The organism is Coleofasciculus sp. G1-WW12-02 (assembly GCF_040219735.1).
Classification (GTDB): domain Bacteria; phylum Cyanobacteriota; class Cyanobacteriia; order Cyanobacteriales; family Coleofasciculaceae; genus Coleofasciculus.
In genome coordinates this window covers 1-25,203 of the sequence record NZ_JAVJRX010000165.1, presented here as the reverse complement: position 1 = coordinate 25,203, position 25,203 = coordinate 1, and the positions used below count along the sequence as shown (strand labels likewise).

Here is a 25,203-nt window from a genome sequence, read left to right as displayed (position 1 = left end):
ACTTTCCACGTTTCCTAATTTTAATCTAACCAATCATCGATGGGATTGGTTTTAAAACAAATCGATGGTCTCCTTGTATTAACAGTTCGCGGATCATTTTTTTGTGGCTTCCGTTGGGTTGGTGATTTGGATAAACCCGGAGATGGTGAACGACGAGGTGGCGGTGGTGATGCTGAGTATTTTGGCTTACGACCCATTTTTCTACCATTAGCCGCCGATTGAGAACGCAAGCATTCATGGGCTTCATTGAGTTCTTGCAACTTGTACTGGGCTTTCTGTTGTAGGCGGGGATGACCCACAAAACGGTCAGGATGCCATACCCACGTCATATCTAGATACCCTTGGTGGACTTCCTCGGGTGAGGCATTGGGTTCTAAGTCCAGGACTCTGTAGTATCGTTCTACGTCTAACATATACACCATCCTCACGACTGACAGCACTATATTGATAAAAATAGTAATTCAAGTTCTCCAAGGTTGTGGCTGAAACCATGCAAAACAATACATCAGTTTAGGAAAGATATCGTTTGTCAGTTTTCGTTAACGTAAGTTTACAATTTTAAATCCTAGGGTTGACTAAATTGTTGAGAGTTGGAGCGTTTTTATAGCGATATATGTCATATCATATCAAGTTACCCGTTCTTAAGTTGAACGAACATCCCTAATCTAGAGACGTTTGAAAAATAGGTAATTAGACGGAGATAAAGTAGTATATTTCCAAGAGAGCGTGTTGAAAAAGGTGTCTGCACAGAGGAGGGGCAGGTTGAGATATCGCTATAATGCCTTGAACCTTTCGCCTAAAATCAAAACCTGCCCTTACCCTAGCTTCTCAGGTGCTTTTCAAACACCGTCTAGTTGTTCAAGTTGAGTAAAAATGCAGTTAGCAGCACGAGTTGGTCAAGTCTCTCCCTCTCTCACCCTCGCTATTTCCGCCAAAGCCAAAGCGATGAAAGTCGATGGCTTGGATGTGTGCAGTTTCAGCGCCGGGGAACCCGATTTTGATACCCCGGCTCATATTAAGGCGGCGGCGAAACAAGCTTTGGATGACGGGAAAACCAAATATGGACCCGCCGCTGGGGAACCGAAGTTACGCCAAGCAATAGCGAATAAACTGCGCCAAGATAATGGGTTAGAGTACCAGCCGGACAATATCATTGTCACCAATGGCGGTAAACATTCCCTATTTGGTTTAATGCAAGCGCTGATTGAACCTGGGGATGAAGTGATTATTCCCGCCCCCTATTGGCTTTCCTATCCGGAAATGGTCAAATTGGCAGGGGGTACGCCGATTATTGTGCAAACGGATGCGTCAAGGGGTTATAAAATCACCACAGAGCAACTCCAGGCGACGATTACCCCGCAAACTAAGCTGTTTGTGCTTAATTCTCCCTCTAACCCCACCGGGATGGTGTATACCCCAGAAGAACTCAAAGCCCTCGCCCAAGTGATTGTAGAACGGGATATTTTAGTCGTCTCGGATGAAATTTATGAAAAGATTCTTTACGATGGCGCTCAACATTTGAGTATTGGTGCTATTGGATCAGATATCTTTGATCGCACAATTACCAGTAATGGGTTTGCCAAAGCCTACTCAATGACAGGTTGGCGTGTGGGGTATTTAGCGGGTGCTGTGGATTTAATTAAGGCAGTTACCACGATTCAAAGCCACAGTACCTCTAATGTTTGTACCTTTTCCCAGTATGGCGCGATCGCAGCCCTGGAAAATTCCCAAGATTGTGTAGAACAAATGCGCCTTGCTTTTGCTAAACGCCGACAAGTCATTTACGAACGCCTGAATAGCATTCCAGGAATTAGTTGCCCTAAACCCAATGGGGCGTTCTATGTATTTGCCGATATCAGCAAAACTGGACTTAAATCCCTGGAGTTTTGTAACACCCTTTTAGAAGCTGAGAAAGTGGCGACAGTTCCTGGTATTGCCTTTGGTGTCGATAACTGTATCCGTCTGTCCTATGCTACTGATATGCCAACTATTGAAAAGGGTATGGATCGATTGGAGAAATTTGTTCGCCGGTTGAGTTAATTGTCGGGGAAGAGGGGGAGATGAGAGAGGTAGGGAAGATGAGGGAGATGGGGTGTTCCACAGGTAACATGCTACGTCTGAACACTCAGGGCGGGTTTAATATCCTTAAGGTGACAAAAAAAGATAATCTTCAACCCGCCTCTACACCCATTAAAACTCAAAACTCAAAACTCTTTCCCTGTTCCCTGTTCTCTGAAAAATTAGGAAGTAAAACTGATGACCTATAAAAGAATATTAGTAGCGCTTGACCATTCCTCTCAAACGGAGGGTGTCTTTAGCCAATCCTTAGATATAGCTAAACAGGACAATGCAGCGTTGATGATCTTTCATTGCTTACCTATAGAAAACCAAGGCGTGGGTTTTTATGGAGATATGTTTGGCAGAGAATTGATTGACTTCTCACGTCGTATGCAAGACAAATTGAAAAAGGAAAGTGATGAAACTCAGAAATGGCTAGCTGACTATTGTAAAAAGGCAACAGACCAAGGAGTGGCAACAGAATGGACGTGCAAAATGGGAGATGCAGGAAGTGCGATTCGAGACCTTGTAAACAGTTGGGACGCTGACTTAGTTGTCATTGGTCGTCGAGGTCGTCGGGGTTTAACTGAAGTGCTTTTAGGCAGTGTCAGCAATCATGTTCTCCATCATGTTCCCTGCTCAGTTTTAGTGGTGCAAGGTGTGGCAACTGGAGCGTCAGAGAAATAGTTTATCATTGGTCATTAGTCACTTGTAAGAGCTTGAGGAATATTGACAAAACCTAATATAGTTGGGTTTATTTTCACCAACTTACTTAGGCATTCAATTGAACTTGATATCCTAGAGTTCGGACAAAACTTTAAAGTTAATCAGCATCTATGAACAATAAATTTAGACTGAGAAATTGGGTTAATTTCAAAAAACAGATTCTCAGTTTAACCCAGGGGGTAAAATTAGCTGGAGATCACGGTTATCAAACAAAGACGTTGATACCTTGGAGAACATTGAGGTGGCAAAATTTAGTCGGTTTTCTCAGTGGTTTGTTCATCGTCGTGGTATTGGGATTGCACAATGCGCCAGCATCCGCACAAAGAGTTAGTCAAGCCAAAATTGTAGAAATTTTAGGGGGAAATGAAGCTTATATCCAAAACCGACCCGTTAAAGTTAATGCGGTTGCAACTCTGGGACAAACGGTTAGTACGAAACAAACACGGGCGAATTTGCTCTTTAATAACAATGCGGGTGTAAGATTAGGAGAAAATTCGGCACTCACCGTGGGGAGTCGCTGTGTGCGGCTGCGAAGTGGTAGAAGTGTCGTGTCAGGAACGCAAGGATGTGTGGGTTCGATTACCGCCGTGACACGCGGAACTGTTTATTTGATGGAGTTAGATGAAAATGAACAAGCGCAAGTGAAGGTTTTACAGGGCGAAGTCGAATTGAGCGAACGGTATAATCTGTGGAACCCTCAGCCCGTTTTGTTGCGTCAAGGTCAAGGGATTAATATTAGTCCAGAGGGGGTGTTAGGGACGGTAATAGAATTGTCAAAAGCTGAAATTGAAGACATTGTTACCGGGGCTTTGTTTAAAGGGTTTGATATTGAAATTCCGGGGATTGATAAACTCGAAGAAGTTTTGAATGAGCAGTTTCCGCAGATTGAAATTCCGGATGTATTAAGAGACAATTTGCCTTCAATTCCTAATCCCTTTTAAACTTGGAGTCAGGGCGATGAATCACTGGTGGCAATGGCTGGACAAACAACGACGAAAACGCATCCGACGGCGGCGCCGGAATCAATCCCAACCGTTTTGGCGTCCAGAAGGAATTGGCTTGATGCTAATGGGATTTTGGACGGTTTTGGGTGCTTTTGTAACGGTTTGGCAGGGGACGCCTGTACAGCTAGCTGAACGGCAAAGCCAAAAGTGGTTCATTGAATTACGTGGACCTATTACACCTCCGGATGATATTGTAATCTTGGCGGTCGATGATCAATCGTTGACCGCATCGGGGCGCTACAGCAATCCGGTTGATCCGAATAAAGCTTTGGTTGTCGATTTGCTAGCGCCACCGTTTCCTTGGAAGCGAACGGCTTATGCTGAAGTGATTGAGCGTTTAATGGCGGCGGGTGCTAAGTCAGTGTCGTTAGATTTACTGTTTGATCTTCCCAGTGGGTATGGTACTGAGGATGATCAACAGTTTAAACAAGCATTAACAAAATATAGCGATCGCATCGTGCTAGCGGCTCTCTACGAAGATACCATCGATGCCCAAGGTTTTATTACTCATGAGTTGTATAAACCGTTACCCGAACTTTATCCGGATTCGGTGTCACTGGGTTTAGTCAACTTTTTACCCCCAGAGGTGGATGGGAATGTGTATCGGCTAGGGAGTGAATACAGCAAGCAAATTCTTCAGCCGTTGGGATTAGAACGGATTCCTTCATTTGCCCAAACTACGTTAAACGTGGCAAATGTCAGCTATCCACCCCCAAAAGGGAGCCAGGTTTTCTTTTACGGAACACCGACTCAAAATCGAGATGTTTTTACCACAATTCCATTTTGGCAGGTGCTGGCATCTGATATATGGGACGTGCATTTACGAGAGGAAACCTTTAAAGACAAAATTGTCTTGATTGGCACAACAGCCGATGAGCAAAATATCGGTGATTTTGTTCCCACACCTATCCAGTTAAACATGCCAGGGGTTGAGCTTCATGCTAACGCGATCGCCACCTTAATGCAAGGACGCTCAATTGCTGTCGCCATCCCCAATCCGAGGCTAGAGGGATTGTTTGTTTTTGTCTTGGCTGGGGGAACCGCTCTACTATTGTATAAACTACCCCTGCGTACTGCGGCAAGCTTGTTTTGGGGATTGGGGATGGCAGGGGTTTGGCTAGGATTAGCATTTTTTGGCTATAGCAGCGCCAGATTGATTTTCCCTGTTGCTGTGCCTGCGATCGCGATTACTCTAAATAGTTTCTCGTACTTTACCACACTCTTTATTAGTGACCAAATTCAAAAACGCCGCTTCCGCAGTACATTAGAGCGTTATGTCGCCGCACCCGTTGTGCAGGAAATCCTCAAGCAGCACGATGATTATCAGGAATTGCTCAAAGGACGCAAATTAAAAGCCGCTATTTTATTCTCCGATATTCGCGGTTTTACCACCCTCTCCTCCCAAATCTCACCGGTACGATTAGTGCGACAACTTAATCGGTATCTCAATGACATGGTTGAGGTCATTTTAGATGCTGGGGGTACGGTGGATAAGTTTATTGGAGATGCGGTAATGGCAGAATTTGGTTGTCCGGTATCGGAGGGGGAAAAAACCGATGCGATGAATGCGATTCGTGCAGCATTAGGAATGCGAAAAGCCTTGCATCAGTTGCGTGAGGAATGGCGTCAGGAAGAACGAATCCCGTTATTTAATGGGATTGGAATTAATTATGGGGAATTGATTGCCGGAGATATTGGTTCTCAGCGTCGTCGAGAATATGCGGTGATTGGTGATGCGGTGAATGTGGCGAGTCGGGTGGAGGGTTTGACGAAAAAATTTGGCACAGATATTTTAATTACCGATTCTCTTTATCAGGTTGTTAAAGATGAGGTTGAGGTGATCCCAGTGGGGGAAGAAGAGGTGCGAGGGCGGGCGGGGACAGTGAAATTATATAGTTTAATTGGGTGGAAGGGAGAGTCGCCGCAATTGTATCAGCAGGTGCAGAGGGATTTACAGGAGTTTTTGCAGGAAAAAGAGTGAATGAGGAAGCACCACAGAGGCACAGAGGATACGGCGGATTTGGTGGTTGTGTTAGTTATTAAGGAAGCGTCTGATACCGTTTTTGAGGATGGGGACATTGCCTAGGGGCGGGTTTTATGACTATCGTTTTTAACCTCACCCAGATACCACTAAACCCGCCCCGGTCAAATTGTGAAATTGAACCAGAGAACTCCTCTATTTGGCTGACGAATGACGAATGACGAATGGCGAATTATTGACAGTGATCACAGACCCCATACACCGTCACCTCATAGCTTTCACCTCGCATACTAGAAGGTAGGCGATTCAAGTCAAGGGGCTCAAATGTATCCCAAGGAATATCCTGAATCGTACCGCAACAGCGACAACGAAAATGATGGTGGCGAGCGACATTTGCATCGTAACGACAGATGCCCTCTTCTAATAAAACTTCCCGCACCAGTCCCACTTCCCGGAGTGCTTGTAGCGCACTATATACAGTCGCTTGGGAGGACGTCGGTCCATGGCGATTGAGATCACTGAGGATTTGATCTGCCGTCGGGTGATCATAACGAGTCAGCAGATTGGCATAGACAGAAAATCTCTGGGGGGTAACCCGCAACCCCTTAGATTTCAATAGTTTAACGACGTCTTCTGCTTGCTTCTGCATGGCATTAACCGTTTTCATAAGCAGTTCCTTAATTATAACACTCTTTTGTAGGAGTTATACTTGTCTGGCAGTTAAGCCAACAAGTAAGTATTTATAACTATTGACGCCTTCTTAAATAAGAATTATTCTGATTTACAGTTAGATATAGCTAAAGCAAACAAAAATCTAGTCGTCTGTAAAACGAGGTAAATATGGGAGTTATCGAGCGTGTACCCGACGTTGTTTTCAAGACTCGCGTGCGTGATGAGTCTGTAGGTGGTCCGAATCCCTATCGTTGGCAAGATCGGACAACCCAGGAAATCTTTGGTGGCAAAAAAGTTGTCGTGTTTTCGTTACCGGGTGCATTTACACCCACCTGTTCGTCCAACCACCTACCCCGCTATGAGGAACTCTATGACGAGTTCAAAGCACAGGGTATTGATCAAATCATTTGCCTGTCGGTGAATGATGCGTTTGTCATGTTCCAGTGGGGTAAACAGCAAGGCGCTAAGAATGTGTTATTGCTACCGGATGGCAATGGTGACTTTACCCGCAAGATGGGAATGCTAGTCGATAAGTCGAATCTCGGTTTCGGGATGCGTTCTTGGCGCTATTCGATGCTGGTGAACGACGGCAAGATTGAAAAATTCTTTGCAGAACCTGGTATCGTTGACAACTGCCCAGATGATCCCTTTGAAGTCTCCGATGCCGATACGATGCTCGCATACCTGAAGGGAAATGAATCCGCAGGTGTATCTGAGCCGCGTATGGCATTTGTTGGCTAATCTGAACCACCATGGGGGCACGACATGTCGTGCCCCTAATGTTTGTGTCCGATGGTGTTGGGGTTCCAGCCGTTTTTCCACCCGACACCCGATTTCATTAGTTGAATAACTCAAAGACTTGTCGGCAGAAGAGTTTAAGCTTGTCATTCACCTCTGGCGCGGGCTGATAATTACCGACACATTGCCAATTCTCAACCGTCGAAAGTCGCCAAGCTTCTCCTTGATGATTAAACCCTGCGGCATCTAAACCGATCAATCGATGAGACTTGTCTAAGGGATCTTGATAAAACCGAATTTGTAGTAAGATACTGCGGCTTTGTAATTTTCTACTCCATCCAGGAAAGTGAAAACCGATATCTATTGAGTCGGGATCAACCAGATTGCGAGTATCTGGGTCATTTTGCCAAGGGTTCAAGTCTGCCTTGGCATCAGGGAAGTGTGACTTAAATAAGTTGACAATCGCGGCAATTTTGGTCGTTACCTCTAAACCAGTGGCTTGTTCAGCGGCATTCATTACTAAACCTCCTAGGGTTAACGTTTATTTACCAGGTTGCTTAATTATTTATTACAATTAGCGAGTCAAGTTGGCTATCTGTTTAGCAGACCGGGGATATGTTGTGATTCGTTGACAATTTCCGGAGATGGGAAATTAGGGGTAAAACTTGCTCAAAGGTCTACAGGGCGGTAAGCTCAAAGCACGGTCAAGGTGTAGGAAAAAAAGCGTGTCCATTCAGGAAAATTCAATTCAGGTCGGGTCGCTACAGTGGTTTTATCGGGAAGCAACCCCGGTTAATCCCAGTACAAAACCCCCTCTACTGCTGCTTCATGGTTTGCCATCCCAGAGTTACTCATGGTCAGCGCTGATGCCCGATTTAGCCGAAAAAGGATTCCGTGCGATCGCGCCAGACTGGATTGGTGCTGGTTTATCAGCTAAACCCGATCGTCGAGAGTTTGCCTATACGCCAGATGCTTTTATTAAAGCCCTAGCCGAATTTATCCAACATCTGCAAATCGAGCGATTTTACCTGGTTGTCCAAGGGTTTCTCGGTTCAGTGGGACTGCAATACGCCTTACGTTACCCCGATCAGGTTGAACGCTTAGCCATTCTCAACACCCCTGTCTCATCGGCGACTCAATTACCTTGGAAGATCAAGCAATTGGGGTTACCCTTTATCGGTGATATGTTGACCCAAGACCCCTTGTTGGTCGATCGAACCTTAGAAGGGGGTAGTCGCTATCGAGTGTCAGATAAAGATTTAGATGTATATCGCCGTCCCTTTCTCACCAGTTCTGACGCAGGGCGTAGTCTGCTGATGACGGTTAAGAACCTGCAACTTAAACCGTCCATGGCAGAAATTGAAGCTGGGTTTCGCAACTGGAATCAACCCACCTTAATTTTATGGGGAATCCAAGATCCCTGGCTTCCCTTTGTCCAAGTCCAAGAATTTGCCAAAATGCTCAAGAATGTGGAACTGGTACAGCTAGAAGAAGCGGGACATTATCCCCAAGACCATTGGTCTGAGAAAATTAGTAACAACCTGCTGCTATTTCTGCGCCGCCAACCTGTTTGAATACACTTTTAGTGCGATCGCGTCTCCAGAGAATGGCTGATCTACAGTCGCGATGGCGGCGCTACAATGAGAATGGCTTCACCTCCGGAAAAACAATGGCTTTAGAACCTTGTCAGGTTTGTGGTTCCCTAACCAGCACCAATGATGAAATCTGCATGATTTGCGGGTATCCGGCGAAAGGACGTCCTCAGACAATTTGGTTCAAGTGGATTGCGCTGATTCTATCACTGGCTATTGGTTTACCTTTGATTATCGCTACATTTCAAAATATAGTCAGTTCAGAGACGCCGATTCAATCGTTACCCTCTCAAAGTGAGTAGATACGCGCCACGAACCCAGAACCCCTATTTCTTGAAGAAGTCGGGGTTCTAAACATCTACTACGGGAGCATCCCGTTTTTGCATAAAGAGCAAACCCCACCCTAACCCTCCCCTTATTAAGGGGAGGGAATAAGAACGATTTCCCCCCTTAACAAGGGGGGACTAAGGGGGGTGAAACGTGTAAATTGACAAATTTGGAATGCTTCCTCTACTACTCCATGAGAAGCCGATGAGTTCTCAAAGTTTTCAGTCATAAACTCCGATAACTACCCCTTTGAATGAGGATGTTGAGTCAAATCAGTCATCCTCTAGGTACTAATGCACATCTGTGAATATCTCTACACAAAAGCACTACTCTCTCTATTCTCCCATTACAACAAAAATATAGACAGGATGTATTTGGCTGTTGATTCGCCTAACGCGATCGCCAAATAGTCCATCACAGAGCAGGAGAATAGGATGCATTATCCCAACTGTACTACTAAATCCCCAGGGGTTGATACCCAGGATGTCAACAGATAAATGACATTATTCCTTGCTTACACAGATGAACCAGACGGTAGTCTGGATGAAGGACAATGAATGAACCTCATTATTATATTGGTTTACTACTGATTTTGCTGGTATTCGGTTTTGAATTCCTGGTTCAGCCAACAGATATGAACACCGGACAACGAGTGCGATCGCGTTCGTCTCGTCAGGAAGATAGTTTGTTAGTTAGTCGTTGATATAGAATCGGATGAATAAGCGTTACTACCAGAGTTTAGGATTAAGTAGTATGTGTGGGACTTCTGCTATGGACGGGTTTGAACCTAACTTTCGGTATTGAATACCAATCCGTCGCGATTCCGATCAACTCCCAACAGAATCTAAGGCTAAAGCCTTTACTACAAACTCCCAAAAAATGAAGTCGAGGAGAAGTCGATAAGTTCTAAAACTTCTCCGTCAATATCTCAAAGCGATCCCCTTAGCGATATTTTCCAGATACAGGTGAAATCCACAAGCTGGAATCAGGATAAGATGGCGCACTATAAAATCGCGCTCATTTTGAAATCGGGGAAGCACTTGTCTATCCCATCGGGAGAAACATCACTACAGCAAAAGCTGGAGACAGTCAACCTCATTCGCCAATTCCTCGGTATACCACCGCAAAAATTAGCAGATTGATCTCTGTTGTGCTTTCTGCCTTCTTAAAACCTTCGTGTATGCTAGCAATAGCACAATCATCGAGGAAAGGATCATGAGTGCAGTAACCTCAAGCCCGAATCAACCCGCTTTAGCAGAATTACAATCAGGATTACCCACTATTTGTGGGTGGGAAGAAAACATTCGGGCAGTGGTGCAACAAGACGAACCTGTATTTTTGCCCACAACTAATCTGCGCCTCGAGGATATCACTTCAGGATTCGCTTGCGCCTTACACATGCACCAACCCACGATTCCGGCGGGTGCGAATGGTGAATTGATTAGCAATCTCCAATACATGTTTGAACATCCCCAGGAAGGGGATAACCATAATGCCGAACCCTTCGCTGGGTGCTACCGTCGTATGGGTGATTTTATTCCTCAACTGGTTGCTGAGGGGTGCAATCCTCGGATTATGCTGGACTATTCGGGTAATTTGTTGTGGGGATTCCAGCAAATGGGGCGGGAGGATATCCTCAACAATCTTAAGCGGATTACCTGCGATCGCGCTTATCAGCCTTATGTGGAATGGCTAGGAACTATGTGGAGTCATGCGGTTGTTCCCTCTACCCCGATTCCAGATATTAAACTCCATATTCAGGCATGGCAACATTATTTTGCGGCTATTTTTGGCTACGATGCACTAAAGCGGGTGAAAGGCTTCTCTCCACCAGAGATGCATTTACCCAATCACCCCGATAGTTTGTATGAATACATCAAAGCCCTGAAAGACTGTGGCTATCGCTGGTTGATGGTGCAGGAACATTCTCTGGAAAATTTGGATGGTTCGGGATTGTCACAGGATCAGAAATATGTCCCCAATCGTTTAGTCGCTCGCAATTCCCAGGGAGAAACAATTTGGATCACAATTTTGGTTAAAACGCAAGGCTCAGATACCAAATTAGTGGCACAAATGCAGCCCTATTTTGAGGCAAAGGGGCGGGGTAAGCAGTCAATTGGCAGTCATTCTATTCCCTCCTTAGTCACGCAAATTGCCGATGGGGAAAATGGGGGAGTGATGATGAACGAATATCCCCGTGATTTGTTTCGCATTTACCATGAAATACGTGACCAAGGGGGCGGAAAAACCGGTGTAGTGCCGATGAATGGGACGGAGTATTTAGAGTTACTTGAAGCATCGGGTGTTAATCCAGAGGACTATCCTCCTTGTCAAGCCGTTGGTCAGCACAAAATTTGGCAACGAGTCGATTTGGATAACATTACACCTGACGCGGTAGCAAATGCGATTGAAGAATTGACAGCCACGGATCATCAATTCCATGTCGATGGGGCATCATGGACAAATGATTTAAGTTGGGTTAAAGGCTATGAAAATGTATTAGAACCCATGAATAAACTTAGTGCGGCGTTTCATCTGAAGTATGACCCCTTAGTGCAGCAAGATCCCTCAGTGACTAAGCGGAGTGATTATCAGCAAGCGTTATTGTACACGTTGTTACTAGAGACCAGTTGTTTTCGCTATTGGGGACAAGGAATGTGGACAGATTATGCCCGTGAACTCTACCAACGTGGTGAAGCGGTTATTCGGGATTAGTCATTTCCCTCGGCTCCCTCGTTCCCTCGTTCCCAGGCTCTGCCTGGGAATGCTCATCTTGAAGCGCCAGGGACGGCTAATTTTAAGCATACAACTGTGCCACATATTCCCCATACCCGTTATAGGGAAGCGTTTCCCGTCTTTCCCAGGAAAAATTAGGTCCTGCACCAACAAACTTTTCCGTCGCTTGGGACCAGCGAGGGTGTGGCACATCCGGCTCTACATTTGCCTCAAACTCGTACTCGTAGGGAATTAACGTATTCCAAAATGTCGCCGGTTGAGTCTCAACAAATTCAATCTTGACAATAGACTTAGCCCCCTTAAACCCATACTTCCACGGCACAACCTCTCGAATCGGCGCCCCATGCTGTTTCGGCAGAAAATGACCATAAATCCCCACGGCAAAAAATGCCAAATCATTCGCCATTTCCTCTACCGTTAATCCTTCCGTGTAGGGCCATGGTAGTTTACCACTAAATGACCACGCCGGACTGATTCTAATTTGAGGATTGTCGTAGGAGGTAAATCTGACAAATTTCGCTTTAGACGTGGGTTCAACCTCTGCCATTAATAATCGCATCGGAAATCCCAGCCATGGCAATGCCATTGACCAAGCTTCTACACAACGGAAGCGATAGATGCGTTCTTCTAAGGGGAATTTTTTACGTAAATCGTCTAAATCGTAGGTGCGGGGGTTTTTCACCAATCCTGTGACTTCAACCGTCCACTCATCTGTGGGTAAAGTTTGCGCCGCTTGCCATATCGATTTGCCACTGCCAAATTCATAGAAGTTATTATATTGTCCCGCCAGTAACTCATTGGTGATGGGACGCTCAACGCTGGCAAATGCAGGATTGGTGTTAAGAGGTTTTACCGTCGGTTGATTTAGGGTAGCGGCTAGGGCTTGATTGGTTTCTGAATCGGCGGCGGCTTGACATCCCAGGATGGGGAGAATACTCGCACCGACTAGGGTTTTAAGAAAGCGACGCCGATTGAAGTAAACGGCTTCGGGGGTGATTTGGTTTTCGGGAATTTCCCAGGATTGGGGAACGCGGATAAGGGTCATTGGGAAACAATGTTGACGGCGCTGCGGCGTGATTTAAATAACGCCTGTATGAAAATATTAACCTGTTTATCATCCAATCTTATTATCCAATCTTATTATGGTGGTAAAGAAAAGACAATGGCGGCAATTGAGCGTTATAAAACTTCACAGTGATGCGTCATCATGAATATTATAGACGAATTTTGCCGATTCGGATAGTTCACCTGATTGAGCCGTGATAACAACAGAGGTGATAATCAGTTACGAGAGATAATCTACAGAGCCATAGGATTGTTAGCCAGGGATGTGACGGATAAATCAGGAAGGAGTCAATTATGTTAAGTGCAGGACAAGCTTTACGCGATCGCTATCAGCTACAACAAAAATTGGGACAGAATGCGGGGCGACAAACTTGGTTGGCTACGGATACGCAAGCCTCACCACCAACAGATGTTGTGGTTAAATTGCTGGCGTTTAATCCTCAGATGCAGTGGGATGACTTAAAGTTGTTTCAACGAGAAGCTCAAGTTCTCAAAAATCTTAATCATCCTCGCATTCCTAAATATCTAGATTATTTTTCTGTGGATGGTGTCGGAGCGAGTTTAGAAGCATCTTCTGCTGATAATAATAGTGATCAATCTAACGTCACCGGATTACCGTGGTTTGGTTTGGTGCAAGACTATATTCCCGGTGACTCTCTCAAACAGTTATTAGAGCAAGGGAAACCGTTTAGCGAAAATCAGGTGCGTCAGTTTGCTGAGGATTTGCTCAAGATTTTAATCAATCTACACGAATTGAGTCCACCTGTTCTCCACCGCGATATTAAGCCAAGTAATCTGATTTTAGGCAAAAAGAACCAAATCTATCTAGTAGACTTTGGTGCTGTGCAAGACAAAGCCAAAGCTGAAGGGGCTACGTTTACAGTGGTAGGAACCAGTGGTTATGCACCACCAGAACAATTATGGGGAAAGGCTGTACCTGCATCGGATTTATATGCCTTGGGTGCAACGCTGATTCATTTATTAACAGGGATTCCGCCGGCGGAATTGCCCCAGCAGCGAATGCGGATTAAGTTTCAAGATAAAGTTCAGATTAATCCGAATTTTGCCCACTGGATTAACCAGTTAATTCAACCCGCACCGGAAAAACGGTTGAGTACGGCACGTCAAGCGTTGTCTTCGTTGCAATCCGGTTTTATTGATCACCCAAGTAAATTCTCTGTTCAAGAATCAATTAGCCGTTTATCTGACACCGATAGTGGGTATGGTTGTGGTTGTTTAGCCTTGCTCGGACTAATTGGCTTGGGGGGACTAATTTCTCTATTCCTTTCAAATGCGGCTCATCAAGCTAAGCAGTCAGAAACTAAACAATATGTTGGTGAAATGAATCGCGCCCAGCAAGCCTACGTTCTCGAAAAAAATGCCTTTATCGAAAATGCATTTATCGAAAGGACACAAGCGATCGCACTCAACTTAACGGATGCTGGTGAGTATACCCAAGCCCTGACAGTGACTCGTAGTATCCCCCATGACTCGATTCGCAGTAATACCATCCAAGCGATCGCACCTTATTTAACCACGGTGACTGAGTATGAGCAAGGGATTCAGGTGGCTAAAACGATCACCGACTACGAACAAAAAGCTAAAGCCTTGGATGCGATGGTGCGTCGGTTAGTGGCTATAGGTGAGCATAAACGAGCGGTTCAGATTACTGAAACTATTCAATTATACTATGGCGGTAAAGACAAAGCAATGGCGGCAATTGAGCGTTATAAACCTTCACCGTGATGCGTCAAAAATCATGAATCTGATTCATCTTCTATGGAGTAGTTTTGCCGATTCGGATATTTCACCTTATTGAGCCGTTATAGCAACAGAGAGTTATGAGAGATAATCATTTATTTAATCCCAATCAATCGTTAAAAGAACGTTACCAACTGCAACGTCAGTTAGGGAATAATGCAGGGCGTCAAACCTGGTTAGCTCACGATTTACAGTCTGGCGAACAGGTGACGGTTAAATTACTAGCGTTTAATCCCCAGATGGAGTGGGATGAATTTAAGTTATTTGAACGGGAAGCGGCGGTGCTGAAGCAACTGAATCATCCCCGGATTCCTAAATACCGTGATTACTTTTCGTTGGATCAACAAATAGGCGCGGGGTTGTGTTGGTTTGGCTTGGTACAGGATTATATTCCCGGAAAATCCTTACAGCAGTTACTGAATGAAGGAAAGCGGTTTACGGAGTCACAAGTCCGTTCGTTTGCTAAACAAGTGCTGGAGATTCTTGCCTATTTACATGGGTTAAATTCCCCTGTATTGCATCGGGATATTAAGCCGAGTAATCTGATTTTAGGAGACGATAAGCAGGTTTATTTAGTGGATTTTGGTGCAGTGCAGAATAGTGCGGCGGTAGAAGGAGTGACGTTTACTGTGGTGGGAACGAGCGGATATGCACCCTTAGAACAGTTTTGGGGACAAGCGGTTCCTGCGTCTGATCTCTATGCTTTGGGCGCGACGTTAATTCATTTGTTAACGGGTATTCCTCCGGCGGATTTACCCCAACGGAATTTACGGATACAGTTTCGGAATCAGGTGAGTATTAATTCTCAGTTGATAAGCTGGATTGAAGCCTTAACGGAACCTGACTTAGGGTTACGCTTGAGTTGTGCAAATCAGGCACTTGATGCACTAGAAACGGGGCGATCGATTCCTTATCCATTGGAAACTATTCAGCCTCTGTTTTTGACTCGGATTCAGATTCATAAATCGCCTAAAGAAATTATTGTAAAAATTCCTCAAAATAGACTATTATTTGGGTTAATTTTGATGGAAACTGGATTGAAGTACGCTTTATTTGTTAGCTTATTTTTTGTTTGGGTATTGCTGATATTACTTTTAGTATCTGCTGCCGGTGGAGTTGTGATTGCTACAATTGCTGTGATCATGGTTATGATATTAGAACAAATACCTTTAATTACCGTTAGAGTGTTTTTGGGGCTTGCATTTATTAGCGGAATAATCTTTTTTGTTTCATCTTATTTAGTCTCACTAGCTCACCAAAAAATAGGCAAATATTTGCAAGATATAAAAAAAATAAGTATTACCAACTTTTTGGGGTACTCCTTAAAAATAAATTCCCATAATTTTGTCATTGGTTATTTATATTTTCGGGGAAATACTTCAGACATTAAAGACGTATTTATAGGAAATAAGGGGTGTGCTATCTATCTCGAAACTAGAATCAACAACTCTTATAGTAGCAAACGTTTAGGTCAATCAATTTATTGGCAGGCTGGAGTTAAAACCTATTGCTTGGCAAACTACTTAACTCAATCTGAAGCGAACTGGCTGCGTCAAGAAATTCAAGATTGGCTAGCGGACTATGCGTAACGGATGTAACCTATAAATAAGCGGTTAAAGAGATCAAACTTAATCGGCAATGTACAAAACCCTCTACAACCTGAAATGAAAAGGAGGTAACGCACCAGACTCTTTCGCTGTACCCAGGAAGATAGGAACGTTATTATCGAGAAAAACGAGGTAATCTTGTGTTCAATCCTGATCAATGCTTAAAAGAACGTTACCAACTGCAACAAAAATTAGGACGCACGGCAGCAGGGCGGCAAACCTGGTTAGCAAAGGATTTACAGTCAAATGAACAAGTGACTGTTAAGCTATTAGCCTTTAGCCCCGAAATGCAGTGGGAGGAACTTAAACTCTTTGAACGGGAGGCACAAGTTTTACAAGCACTCAATCATCCCCGTATTCCACGCTATCGGGATTATTTTTCTTTAGATCGAGAAGCGGGGTTAAAGTTGCCGTGGTTTGGACTGGTGCAAGACTATATTCCGGGTGCTTCTCTTCAAGAATTATTAGATAAAATTATAGGGAAATATTATGTTCAACCCAGAGCAACAGTTAAAGGAACGTTACCAACTGAAACAACGATTAGGACGCACAGCCGCAGGGCGACAAACTTGGTTGGCAATGGATGTACAGTTCAATGAACAAGTAACTGTTAAGCTATTAGCATTTAGTCCGGAAATGCAGTGGGACGAGCTTAAACTCTTTGAACGTGAGGCACAAGTTTTGCAATCACTGGAGCATCCTCGGATTCCGCGCTATCGGGATTATTTTTCGTTAGATCGGGAAATGGGTTCGGGAATTCCTTGGTTTGGGCTAGTGCAAGACTATATTCCGGGTGCTTCCCTTCAGGAATTATTAGATAACGGCAAACGTTTTAGTGAGAAACAGGTTCGTAGTATTGCTAATCAAATTATCGACATTCTAATTTATTTACATGAACTAAGTCCACCAGTATTACATCGAGATATTAAACCCAGTAATCTCATTTTAGGTAAAAATAAACAAGTTTATCTGATTGATTTTGGCGCGGTTCAAGCTCAAGCAGCCGTTACGGGAGTCACGTTTACTGTGGTTGGGACAAGTGGTTATGCGCCTTTAGAACAGTTTTGGGGACGTGCGGTTGCAGCTTCTGATTTATATGCTTTGGGCGCTACTTTAATTCACCTGCTAACGGGTATAGCCCCGGCTGATTTACCCCAGAAAGAAGGGCGGATTTATTTTCGCGATCGCCTCAGTCTCAAATCCAATTTTATCCCTTGGATTGAGCAGATGACTGAAATCCTGTTAGAAAAGCGTTTTAGTACGGCAAAACAAGCGATGGAATCACTCCGATATGGGCTGATTCAACAGTCTACCTCTACCTCACTTCCTGTTCGTGGCAGACTATCTAAACCTTCAGGTAGCTTAATTCAGCTTAAAGCAAATAAGGACAAATTAGGAATTACTATCCCGTCTCCTGGCTTAAGAAAACTCACACAATATAACTGGCTTCTCGCTTTGATCGTTGTCTGTTTTTATCTGGGCTTGGCTTGGACGCTAATCGATTTATTATTTATTTCTAAAGAACTACTAATAAATGTACTGCCCATATTACTGCCTTTAATAGGTATAGCTAGCTTGTGGATACATCACCTAGGCACAAAAACTCATGTTTTTTTTGATCGCAACCGTAACAGTTTAGAAATAGAACGCCAAGTGTTGTTTTTTAAATATGGTTATCAGCGGCTAGATATTACAGATATTGGTAATGCTTTTTTAATGGGTCGAGGTTCAACTTACGAAATTAGAATTCCATCGGCTAATTATATTTATAAACTGGGTGGGGCTTTGGGTGAAAAAGAAAGTACATGGTTATTACAAGAAATATTGACTTGGCTATATTTTAAATAATTTTTTAACTCAAGTTTAACGAATACTAGCAGTAATCATGTCTAATTTGACTTGCCAAATTGGTAGTCAATTCCTGGAGCAATGGTATGGTGGTGTAACCTATCAGTTATTGAATAGCTTTATGTTTGGAAATAAAGTTCTTTCAACTCGTCCAAAGATACATCATTTTCAGGTCGCGGATCAAGGAAATAGGGATGAATCGGCAACAATTCATCAGCACGACGAGCATTAGGTGAGGCGACAATCTCCTCAATTAACTTCAGATAATCTATCGCTGCCCTCTCCCAAGTATAATACTTTAATACATGTTGGCGACAGTCTTGGTGCAACCTCTCCCACTGTTGAGAATCACTGAGAACGTCTTCTAAACCTTTAGCAATCGCTCCTGGATTCTCTGGATCAATGAGAATACCATACACCTGATCTCCCTCTTGTAAACTCTCCATTAAACCACTGTTTTGGGTAACCACTAAGGGTAACCCAGCTAAGGCGGCTTCTATCGGACCTAATCCAAAAGGTTCGTGGTGAGAAGTGAGGGCAAATACAGAATGACGTTGGGCAAAAAATCGATAAGCGGCGGCGAGGGCGGGTTGATCGGGGACGCCAAAAGCGCTAATCTTACCCCATAAGTTATTTGTGTTGACAACATCGCGTAGGGGAATAAGTACCTCCTGTTCGGCTGTCTCATCGCTAACAGGTTCCCGCAGTGGGTTGTCTTCCCCCTGAGTAAAAATAACTAGGTTGGCTTGTTCTTGCAAGGTTTTACTCTCAGCAAAAGCTTGGACTAAACCCAGATGATTCTTTTTCGGTGCTAATCGACTCGCCGCAATAATTGCAGGCAAATCTTGCCGCTTTTCATCAATGTCTCGCCCTAATCGTTCTTGAATCAATTGATAGGTTTCCTCTTCATTTGGCGAACGGGTTTCAATATCGAACAATGAAGGGTCAACTCCCGGTGGAATTTCGGCAAAACGAGCATCATTGTTAACATCAACTGCCCAGTGATAGGCTGGATGAGCATACTGTTTAAACCGTTCCTGAGCCGTTGTACTGGTAATATTGACAGCCGAGCGATTCATACTCAAGCGTTCAGCCATAAGGCGGCGTCCGAAGTGATAATACTCATCCATTTCTGAGAGATTTTCAGGCGTGATTTCGAGTTTATCCATCTTCAACGCCCCCAGAGAATGAGCGGTAAATGTGAAAGGAACACCCACTTTGGCTTCAATTAAAACCCCAGATATGCCACCATCAGCATAATGACCTGTCATCACATCCGGGAAATTACCTTCTTCTTGATAAAATTCCAGGATATTGGGTATCCAGTCTCTGACTAAATGCGACCAGAGTAATTCTTTGCGGAGAAATTCTTTAGGTCCAGCAGGTAGGCGGATAATGCGAACATTAGGCGCATCGGGATATCCATCAAATTTCTCGGAAAATTCAGACCATTCTGGGTCAATAATCTGGCGAGTGATAATGTCTACTTTGTGACCGTGCTTTGCCATCTCCACCGCCACATTTTTCACATAGATTAGCTGACCCCCGAAATCCGGATGCTCTGTCCAGTAACTATCATGGCGATCAAAGTTACCTTGTGGGTTAAGAAATCCTATATGCATAATCAAAAATTTCTCAAATTAAATGAATTTGATGGATATAAGAGGGAAAATAGTTATCCAAAAAGCTTCCTTTCACGCAGAAAGGAAGCTTAACCTGTGGATTACGATAACGCTAGTTTGCGACTATTTTACTCGCTGCGCCAGTAACTCTTGGGCTTTATGGGCGCACTCTGTACTCTGCTTTTTGACATTTTGGAAAAACTGAGCCAGTTCCTGATCGCCAGATTGCTGTGCATCCTGGATATACTGATCGTAACTAGCGACACCATTGAGCATGTGATACAACACGCTGACTAGGTTATAGTTTGTGTTCTGTATTCCTGTGGATTGTTCGGTTTGAGTCGGCATTTTAATTCTCCTTATTTTTTATGGTTCAATTTCATGGGCTGATTAATGCAAGTTTTTTAACTTAAACTCCGACTTGCACCACTGAAGCCTTCACTAGGTTAAAACTCCTCAGCGAAGATATTCGTCACTCCTAAGATAGATAAAATATCAACGCCATTTTTATGCCATAAGGCAGACGTAAAGCAGGATTCAAATTTATTAAGGTTATGGTTGCCCTAGTCAGGACTGATACCGAGTTGCGCTCAAACATAGTAGATGGGAAAAGCAGGGGAGGCAGGGGAGGCAGGGGGAGAGAAAGTTATATCTTTGAATGCAACTTGGTATGAAATATTAGAACTTGGCTCAATCAGCAATTCCTTCTATAGTTTGGATAATCTGATTCTGATTATTGATGTGAATCGTTTAGGTCAACGATGCCATAGTTGAAGCCGCGCGATCGCTGGTTAAACAACCCGTTGGCGCTTAAGCTCAATAATTTTCATAGACTGACTGTATCAGGGGAGTGGTGTTGTAAAAACGCTGCTCTTGCTGTATTATGATCACTGGAGTGGCACAGGGATAATAGTGGAGTTGAAAATTCCTAGAAGCTTTAATTAGTCATGAATGTAGCATATTACAACATTTACCTGTAATAAAATTTTGGAACAATGGATATAATTGAGAAACAACTAAAAAAACACTCGCTAATGTTTGTATCGATACCAATATTGTTGAACTGATAAACAAGGAGCCACCCCTACCGGAACTTGAATCAGCACTTCCTGAAAACACGGATTCGTCGTGGTCACTGTTCCCTATTGCCTCTCCCCACCACAAGACTTATTCAGCAGCCCCTATTTATGAGGTTTTAGTTGCCATATTCATTTTTTTCTCTCGCCATTTTGCTACACTTTTTTTAACCGCTTCTATTTCCTCAAAATCTACCTGCATCACAGCCGTCTCAAATTCCACACCTAACGCTGTGCTAACTTCTAGGATTTCTACAAAACTGGCACATTGATAATCGGTGTCTTCATACTGCTTAACTCGTTGCTGCTCAATTCCTAACAAATCAGCCAGTTCTTCTTGGCTCATTTTGGCAGCTATCCTGGCTTTAATCAAAGCATCGGGCAGCTTATTCAAACTCTCAACTTTAATTTTTATCGGCTGGCTATTGTCACAATTAATCAGTCTTTCATATTCAGCAATTTCAGCTTGTAAAGCCCTGAGATGCGATTGTTTTACATCACGAGAAAGCTGCCAACCATCCGGATCTTTATTCTTGAGTGCTTTATCTTGATCTAACATCTTGATGGAATATTCAAATTTTCTGGCACATTCTTGGCTGTATTCATACTGCTTTTCATTTTTAATCATGATTCCCACCTAAATAAATCTATAGCAATAATACCTTTAGGATTGAACTGTCTATCTCGCTGAAAAAATTCTAGAGAAGCTAAACCATAATCTCCTACGGGTTGATCTGAACGAAAAAGTTCACCTTTATACGTTGATTTCTGGGAGCTACGATCTAAATGATTTAGTAATCTAGGGGCATTTTTGCGGAGATAATCGTAATCCATATCTTCCGGCTCCCAACAGGCATCAAAATCACCTGGATTGGGTTTACTGGTGACAAAACTACCATCAATATAAATAGTTCGACAACCTGCGGCTTTTAATTGGGTCATTGCCAGTTCCAAACCATCTATCATGTTCTGTCTCTTCAAGGTTGTACCAAATCTTTCCTGAAACTCCTCCCACTCGCAAAAATGAACTCCTAGTGGTAGATTGCCGTTTTCATCGAATTCTGGAATCACATCCTCACATCCACGCCACAAATTGAGTGTCTGGCTTTTAAGGGTAACATAATTATCTTTATACCTCAGACACGCTCCTAAATGGGTATAACCCAACAACCTTTTCAACCAGAGATAATAGGGTACGGCAATGTTCCCTACTTAGGGATAATTGATTGGGTATGGACACGATACTATCGTGCCTTGGTCTAGCTTTTTCCTGAAAACCTTCTGCATTCTGCCTTGTCTGCGGTAGTTAACCCGGATTTGGTATGATTTGCTGAATCGGAATCTCGATCCAAAATTCAGTTCCTTTCCCTGGTGTGGATGTACAGTTGAGAACGCCGTGATGATGTTCGACGACAATTTGATAACAAATTGTCAATCCTAAACCAACCCCTTGTCCAACCGCTTTGGTGGAAAAGAACGGATCAAATAGCCGTGCTTTTACCTCATCCGTCATTCCCGGTCCATTATCGGCAATTTGAATCACGATCCTTGGACAGTTCGGTAATGATGGTTTCCCGTCTTCTGTCTGAGTATCCGGCTGAGATGCTGGCTGGTGAGAGGAATCCGTGGAGCGTTCCAATAACCTTGTGCGAATGGCAATAATCGGTGCCGGATTATCGGGATTATCTTTAAAAGACTGCTCTAAAACATCGATCGCGTTGTTGAGAATGTTCAGAAACACCTGGTTTAGCTGCCCAGGATAACATTCCACTTGAGGTAACTCTCCATACTCGGTGAGTACTTTAATCTCCGGTTGGTTCCCTTTGGGTTTGAGGCGATGTTGCAAAATCAGTAAGGTACTCTCAATTCCCTGATTTAAGTCAGCCTGTTTCATCTCGGCTTCATCCAGGCGGGAGAAGTTGCGTAAGCTGAGGACAATGGAGCTAATCCGATCCGTTCCCCGTTGCATGGAGCGCAGCAGTTTGGGTAAGTCCTCGGCGATAAAATCAACATCAATAAGTTCCGCTTGCTCTGCAATCAGAGCCGCCGGATTGGGATAATTATCTTGATAAAGACGTACCAGACTCAAGAGGTCATAAAAATAGGCACTGGCGTAGGTCAGGTTATTATGAATAAAATTAACTGGATTATTTAGTTCATGTGCCACACCTGCCACTAATTGTCCCAAACTGGACATTTTTTCACTTTGTACGAGTTTGGCTTGGGTGGCTTGAAGCTGGTTTAGGGTTTGTTCAAGTTCTTGGGTTTGGGCTTGGGCAATCTCAGCGCTTTCACGGGCTTGGGTGTAGAGGGAGGCTTGATCGAGTGCGATTGTTAGTTGAGCGACAACGGCTTGCAACAGTTCCACCTCGCTATTATCCCAGGGACGTTGTTCTGTTCCATGAATACAGCTAATCGCGCCAATGTCTCCCGCCCGGGTTTTAATCGGTAGGGACAAGATTGAGGTATACCCCTGTTGGGTTAAAAACTGTTTTAAGATCGGGTCATCACAGGTTTCCACATTATCAACCTGAACCACCTCGCGCTTAATAATCCGCTGGGCGAGGGGGGCTATTTGCTCAGTTGAATGTTGACCGATAGAGCTGGGTAAATGAGGCGTTCTGGCTTCTTTGACGACATCCCAATGGGGGGTTTGGGCTTTGAGTCGATACCAGAGAAATTGACAGCGATCGATTTTGAGCAGGGTGCGAATCGATTCTACCGCCGTTTCCAGGATAGTATGGAGTTCTAGAGAGTTGCGAATTTGATTGGCAAGCCCAAAGAGCAAGGATTCGCGGCGGCTGAGTAGTTCCGATCGCGCCCAATATTGGTCAATAGCAACGGCAATGGCATTGGCAACCCAGCTAAAGGTGCGGCGAGATTCTGAGTTGAGGGATTGATTCCCTAATAACATCATGCCACTCATCAGCCGATCTTCTACCACCGCCGCCAGTGCGGAAATCCGACTGTGGCTGGGTGGGGCGGGGGTTGTGGGCATCGCCGGGGTAGGGGTAAATCGGGAAAGGCGAGATCTTAAGCCCAAGGGTTTAAATGGGTTTGCCTGTTTTGCCACGGCTAAGGGGTTCATCTTCAAGGTGTCAGGTGTGGCTTTGGGGCGTGATTCGGCGGCTCTCTTGGGTTGGCTCATCTCCCGCGAGACAACGACAAGTTCGGTTACTTGATTGGTTTGAGGATGGCGTATCGGGTTGATCGTGCTTTCTAGCCACCGATAGTCGCCGCTTTGATGACGGATGCGGTAGCGAATTGGCTGCTGTTGTTGGCAATCAATCGGGTTTGAGAAGATCGGTTTAATCGTGGTTATATCTTGAGGATGCACAAACTCATAAATGACATGTCCCACCAACTCATCTGGTTCATATCCTAAGAGAGTGCGACTAGCAGGAGAAGCATATAAATAGACTCCATCTGTTCGATGTTGAGAAATTAGATCCGCCGACGTCTCAACCAGTATCCGGTAACGGCTTTCTCCTGAGTTCAACTCCTGCATTGCCTGTTGATGATGCCATTGATCCAGTCGCAGGGCGATTAAATTCGCGATCGCGCTGGCAAAGGTTTTATCTTGGGGTGTCCACTCCCTCAGACTGGATACCCTTTGTTCGTAGCTGAGAATACCGATAATCTTTTCGTTCTGCCAGATCGGCACATCCAATCGCCCCAGGGATAGGGGACTGGTGAGACAACAACACTTGTCTGGTAATACAGGTGGACTGATGTCCTCTCCCTGGCTTTGCCCTGTGGTTTTGTCCCAGCCATGATCGTGTTTTCCCTCATAGTACCGTTCCACACAATTAAGCTGGGAACCTGCATCATTGTACAACCATACGCTGACTCGCTCAACGTCTAATGCATCGGCGGCGGCTTTTGTCAAGTCGCGGATTACGGTGGTCAAATCTCCTGCGTTGAGTCTCTCAGATTGAGTCAACTCGAACAACGCCATCGTTTGGTTTTGCCAACGTTTGATGCTGTTAATTTGAGCATCGTTTACCAATTCTTTTGAACCCCTACTCTGCTTTCTAGTTGCGATCACTTCACCTATCTTGTACTAGCAGTAGCGTGCGTTATGAGTAATCCTTTTGCTGATCTGGGAGTTGATTTCAGTGAGATAGCCACGTTCCCTCAAAAAATTGGCTAGCTCCGAACCTACTCTTTGTCGGATTTTCAGCCGCCGTTTTTTGGTATTCACGCATAGATATTCTCTCTCCCATGTTGGGCGGGAGCTGCGTGTTTTACTCATTAGAACTCCTCCGTTGTGGGAAACCCCGTGTCCCTTCGCTTCGCTTATCGGGCAAGCTTCAGACCGGGGAGGAACGCGCGGTAGCGGTTTAAGAAGCATACCCCTTTCGGGGTGGAGGGGTATGGTTGCCCCTCC

At 44.3% G+C, this 25,203-nt stretch carries 22 protein-coding genes and 1 pseudogene; 14 read left to right on the top strand and 9 right to left on the bottom strand.

From position 1 onward, the window contains the following. Window positions 1–20: 20 nt before the first annotated feature. Window positions 21–413, bottom strand: coding sequence for a J domain-containing protein (locus RID09_RS26250; RefSeq protein ID WP_446338862.1), 393 nt, complete (start codon window positions 411–413; stop codon window positions 21–23). A gap of 460 nt (window positions 414–873) precedes the next feature. On the opposite strand from RID09_RS26250, the gene RID09_RS26245 reads away from it, so the two are divergent. The 4 genes from RID09_RS26245 to RID09_RS26230 all read left to right on the top strand — a co-directional run bounded on the left by RID09_RS26245 (window position 874) and on the right by RID09_RS26230 (window position 5,769). Beyond that, on the top strand, window positions 874–2,040 hold the full coding sequence (locus RID09_RS26245; RefSeq protein WP_446338861.1) for a pyridoxal phosphate-dependent aminotransferase: 1,167 nt from the start codon (window positions 874–876) through the stop codon (window positions 2,038–2,040). Window positions 2,041–2,256: 216 nt separating this feature from the next. Then, the gene (locus tag RID09_RS26240) at window positions 2,257–2,745 is read left to right on the top strand and encodes a universal stress protein (protein ID WP_446338860.1); all 489 of its coding nucleotides are present in this window, start codon (window positions 2,257–2,259) and stop codon (window positions 2,743–2,745) included. A gap of 149 nt (window positions 2,746–2,894) precedes the next feature. Next, window positions 2,895–3,725, top strand: a complete 831-nt coding sequence (locus RID09_RS26235; RefSeq protein WP_446338859.1) for a hypothetical protein — start codon at window positions 2,895–2,897, stop codon at window positions 3,723–3,725. Window positions 3,726–3,741: 16 nt separating this feature from the next. Further along, entirely contained in the window at window positions 3,742–5,769 is a 2,028-nt protein-coding gene (locus tag RID09_RS26230; protein WP_446338858.1) for a CHASE2 domain-containing protein, read from the top strand. Between the two features lie 232 nt (window positions 5,770–6,001). Here the strand turns inward: RID09_RS26230 and RID09_RS26225 are convergent, their stop codons facing one another. After that, the gene (locus RID09_RS26225; protein ID WP_446338925.1) at window positions 6,002–6,418 is read right to left on the bottom strand and encodes a Fur family transcriptional regulator; all 417 of its coding nucleotides are present in this window, start codon (window positions 6,416–6,418) and stop codon (window positions 6,002–6,004) included. 191 nt (window positions 6,419–6,609) lie between these two features. On the opposite strand from RID09_RS26225, the gene RID09_RS26220 reads away from it, so the two are divergent. Next, entirely contained in the window at window positions 6,610–7,182 is a 573-nt protein-coding gene (locus RID09_RS26220) for a redoxin family protein (RefSeq protein ID WP_446338857.1), read from the top strand. A gap of 97 nt (window positions 7,183–7,279) precedes the next feature. On the opposite strand, the gene RID09_RS26215 is transcribed toward RID09_RS26220, so the two are convergent. After that, window positions 7,280–7,696 (bottom strand): hypothetical protein, encoded by a 417-nt coding sequence (locus tag RID09_RS26215; RefSeq protein WP_446338856.1) that lies wholly within the window; start codon window positions 7,694–7,696, stop codon window positions 7,280–7,282. Window positions 7,697–7,904: 208 nt separating this feature from the next. Here RID09_RS26215 and RID09_RS26210 point away from each other — a divergent pair, with 208 nt between their 5' ends. The 5 genes from RID09_RS26210 to RID09_RS26190 all read left to right on the top strand — a co-directional run bounded on the left by RID09_RS26210 (window position 7,905) and on the right by RID09_RS26190 (window position 11,813). After that, the gene (locus tag RID09_RS26210) at window positions 7,905–8,753 is read left to right on the top strand and encodes an alpha/beta fold hydrolase (RefSeq protein ID WP_446338855.1); all 849 of its coding nucleotides are present in this window, start codon (window positions 7,905–7,907) and stop codon (window positions 8,751–8,753) included. Beyond that, the gene (locus tag RID09_RS26205) at window positions 8,750–9,073 is read left to right on the top strand and encodes a hypothetical protein (RefSeq protein WP_446338854.1); all 324 of its coding nucleotides are present in this window, start codon (window positions 8,750–8,752) and stop codon (window positions 9,071–9,073) included. Before RID09_RS26210 ends, RID09_RS26205 begins: the two co-directional genes overlap by 4 nt. Window positions 9,074–9,651: 578 nt before the next feature. Beyond that, on the top strand, window positions 9,652–9,801 hold the full coding sequence (locus RID09_RS26200) for a hypothetical protein (RefSeq protein ID WP_446338853.1): 150 nt from the start codon (window positions 9,652–9,654) through the stop codon (window positions 9,799–9,801). A gap of 262 nt (window positions 9,802–10,063) precedes the next feature. Next, complete coding sequence (locus RID09_RS26195; RefSeq protein ID WP_446338852.1) at window positions 10,064–10,240, top strand: hypothetical protein; 177 nt, start codon at window positions 10,064–10,066, stop codon at window positions 10,238–10,240. Between the two features lie 73 nt (window positions 10,241–10,313). After that, window positions 10,314–11,813, top strand: a complete 1,500-nt coding sequence (locus RID09_RS26190; protein ID WP_446338851.1) for a glycosyl hydrolase family 57 — start codon at window positions 10,314–10,316, stop codon at window positions 11,811–11,813. An 82-nt stretch (window positions 11,814–11,895) separates the two neighbouring features. Here RID09_RS26190 and msrP read toward each other — a convergent pair whose 3' ends face one another. Next, complete coding sequence (gene msrP, locus RID09_RS26185; protein ID WP_446338850.1) at window positions 11,896–12,879, bottom strand: protein-methionine-sulfoxide reductase catalytic subunit MsrP; 984 nt, start codon at window positions 12,877–12,879, stop codon at window positions 11,896–11,898. Between the two features lie 314 nt (window positions 12,880–13,193). On the opposite strand from msrP, the gene RID09_RS26180 reads away from it, so the two are divergent. The 4 genes and pseudogenes from RID09_RS26180 to RID09_RS26165 all read left to right on the top strand — a co-directional run bounded on the left by RID09_RS26180 (window position 13,194) and on the right by RID09_RS26165 (window position 18,115). Further along, window positions 13,194–14,645, top strand: a complete 1,452-nt coding sequence (locus RID09_RS26180) for a protein kinase domain-containing protein (protein ID WP_446338849.1) — start codon at window positions 13,194–13,196, stop codon at window positions 14,643–14,645. Between the two features lie 95 nt (window positions 14,646–14,740). Beyond that, window positions 14,741–16,249 carry a serine/threonine protein kinase gene (locus RID09_RS26175; RefSeq protein WP_446338848.1) on the top strand — a complete coding sequence of 503 codons (1,509 nt, stop codon included), beginning with the start codon at window positions 14,741–14,743 and terminating at the stop codon, window positions 16,247–16,249. Between the two features lie 158 nt (window positions 16,250–16,407). Then, window positions 16,408–16,740 (top strand): annotated as a pseudogene (locus tag RID09_RS26170) (serine/threonine protein kinase); the annotation flags it as partial. A 16-nt stretch (window positions 16,741–16,756) separates the two neighbouring features. Beyond that, a complete protein-coding gene (locus RID09_RS26165; protein ID WP_446338847.1) occupies window positions 16,757–18,115 on the top strand; it encodes a serine/threonine protein kinase in 1,359 nt (452 codons plus the stop codon). A 119-nt stretch (window positions 18,116–18,234) separates the two neighbouring features. Here the strand turns inward: RID09_RS26165 and RID09_RS26160 are convergent, their stop codons facing one another. The 5 genes from RID09_RS26160 to RID09_RS26140 form a co-directional block, all read right to left on the bottom strand. Beyond that, entirely contained in the window at window positions 18,235–19,737 is a 1,503-nt protein-coding gene (locus tag RID09_RS26160; protein ID WP_446338846.1) for a glycosyltransferase, read from the bottom strand. A 123-nt stretch (window positions 19,738–19,860) separates the two neighbouring features. Then, a complete protein-coding gene (locus RID09_RS26155) occupies window positions 19,861–20,085 on the bottom strand; it encodes a hypothetical protein (protein WP_446338845.1) in 225 nt (74 codons plus the stop codon). Window positions 20,086–20,922: 837 nt separating this feature from the next. Next, window positions 20,923–21,441 carry a helix-turn-helix transcriptional regulator gene (locus tag RID09_RS26150; RefSeq protein WP_446338844.1) on the bottom strand — a complete coding sequence of 173 codons (519 nt, stop codon included), beginning with the start codon at window positions 21,439–21,441 and terminating at the stop codon, window positions 20,923–20,925. Next, on the bottom strand, window positions 21,438–21,884 hold the full coding sequence (locus RID09_RS26145; RefSeq protein WP_446338843.1) for a DUF6932 family protein: 447 nt from the start codon (window positions 21,882–21,884) through the stop codon (window positions 21,438–21,440). Before RID09_RS26145 ends, RID09_RS26150 begins: the two co-directional genes overlap by 4 nt. Window positions 21,885–22,119: 235 nt before the next feature. Continuing rightward, a complete protein-coding gene (locus RID09_RS26140; protein WP_446338842.1) occupies window positions 22,120–24,822 on the bottom strand; it encodes a GAF domain-containing protein in 2,703 nt (900 codons plus the stop codon). Window positions 24,823–25,203: the final 381 nt, after the last annotated feature.

Coding starts and splice junctions, on each gene's coding strand:
- RID09_RS26155 (WP_446338845.1), bottom strand. CDS start 20,085: ATGCCGACTCAAACCGAACAATCCACAGGAATACAGAACACAAACTAT.
- RID09_RS26235 (WP_446338859.1), top strand. CDS start 2,895: ATGAACAATAAATTTAGACTGAGAAATTGGGTTAATTTCAAAAAACAG.
- RID09_RS26230 (WP_446338858.1), top strand. CDS start 3,742: ATGAATCACTGGTGGCAATGGCTGGACAAACAACGACGAAAACGCATC.
- RID09_RS26180 (WP_446338849.1), top strand. CDS start 13,194: ATGTTAAGTGCAGGACAAGCTTTACGCGATCGCTATCAGCTACAACAA.
- RID09_RS26165 (WP_446338847.1), top strand. CDS start 16,757: ATGTTCAACCCAGAGCAACAGTTAAAGGAACGTTACCAACTGAAACAA.
- RID09_RS26190 (WP_446338851.1), top strand. CDS start 10,314: ATGAGTGCAGTAACCTCAAGCCCGAATCAACCCGCTTTAGCAGAATTA.
- RID09_RS26150 (WP_446338844.1), bottom strand. CDS start 21,441: ATGATTAAAAATGAAAAGCAGTATGAATACAGCCAAGAATGTGCCAGA.
- RID09_RS26225 (WP_446338925.1), bottom strand. CDS start 6,418: ATGCAGAAGCAAGCAGAAGACGTCGTTAAACTATTGAAATCTAAGGGG.
- msrP (WP_446338850.1), bottom strand. CDS start 12,879: ATGACCCTTATCCGCGTTCCCCAATCCTGGGAAATTCCCGAAAACCAA.
- RID09_RS26240 (WP_446338860.1), top strand. CDS start 2,257: ATGACCTATAAAAGAATATTAGTAGCGCTTGACCATTCCTCTCAAACG.
- RID09_RS26215 (WP_446338856.1), bottom strand. CDS start 7,696: ATGAATGCCGCTGAACAAGCCACTGGTTTAGAGGTAACGACCAAAATT.
- RID09_RS26220 (WP_446338857.1), top strand. CDS start 6,610: ATGGGAGTTATCGAGCGTGTACCCGACGTTGTTTTCAAGACTCGCGTG.
- RID09_RS26160 (WP_446338846.1), bottom strand. CDS start 19,737: ATGCATATAGGATTTCTTAACCCACAAGGTAACTTTGATCGCCATGAT.
- RID09_RS26200 (WP_446338853.1), top strand. CDS start 9,652: ATGAATGAACCTCATTATTATATTGGTTTACTACTGATTTTGCTGGTA.
- RID09_RS26245 (WP_446338861.1), top strand. CDS start 874: ATGCAGTTAGCAGCACGAGTTGGTCAAGTCTCTCCCTCTCTCACCCTC.
- RID09_RS26175 (WP_446338848.1), top strand. CDS start 14,741: ATGAGAGATAATCATTTATTTAATCCCAATCAATCGTTAAAAGAACGT.
- RID09_RS26250 (WP_446338862.1), bottom strand. CDS start 413: ATGTTAGACGTAGAACGATACTACAGAGTCCTGGACTTAGAACCCAAT.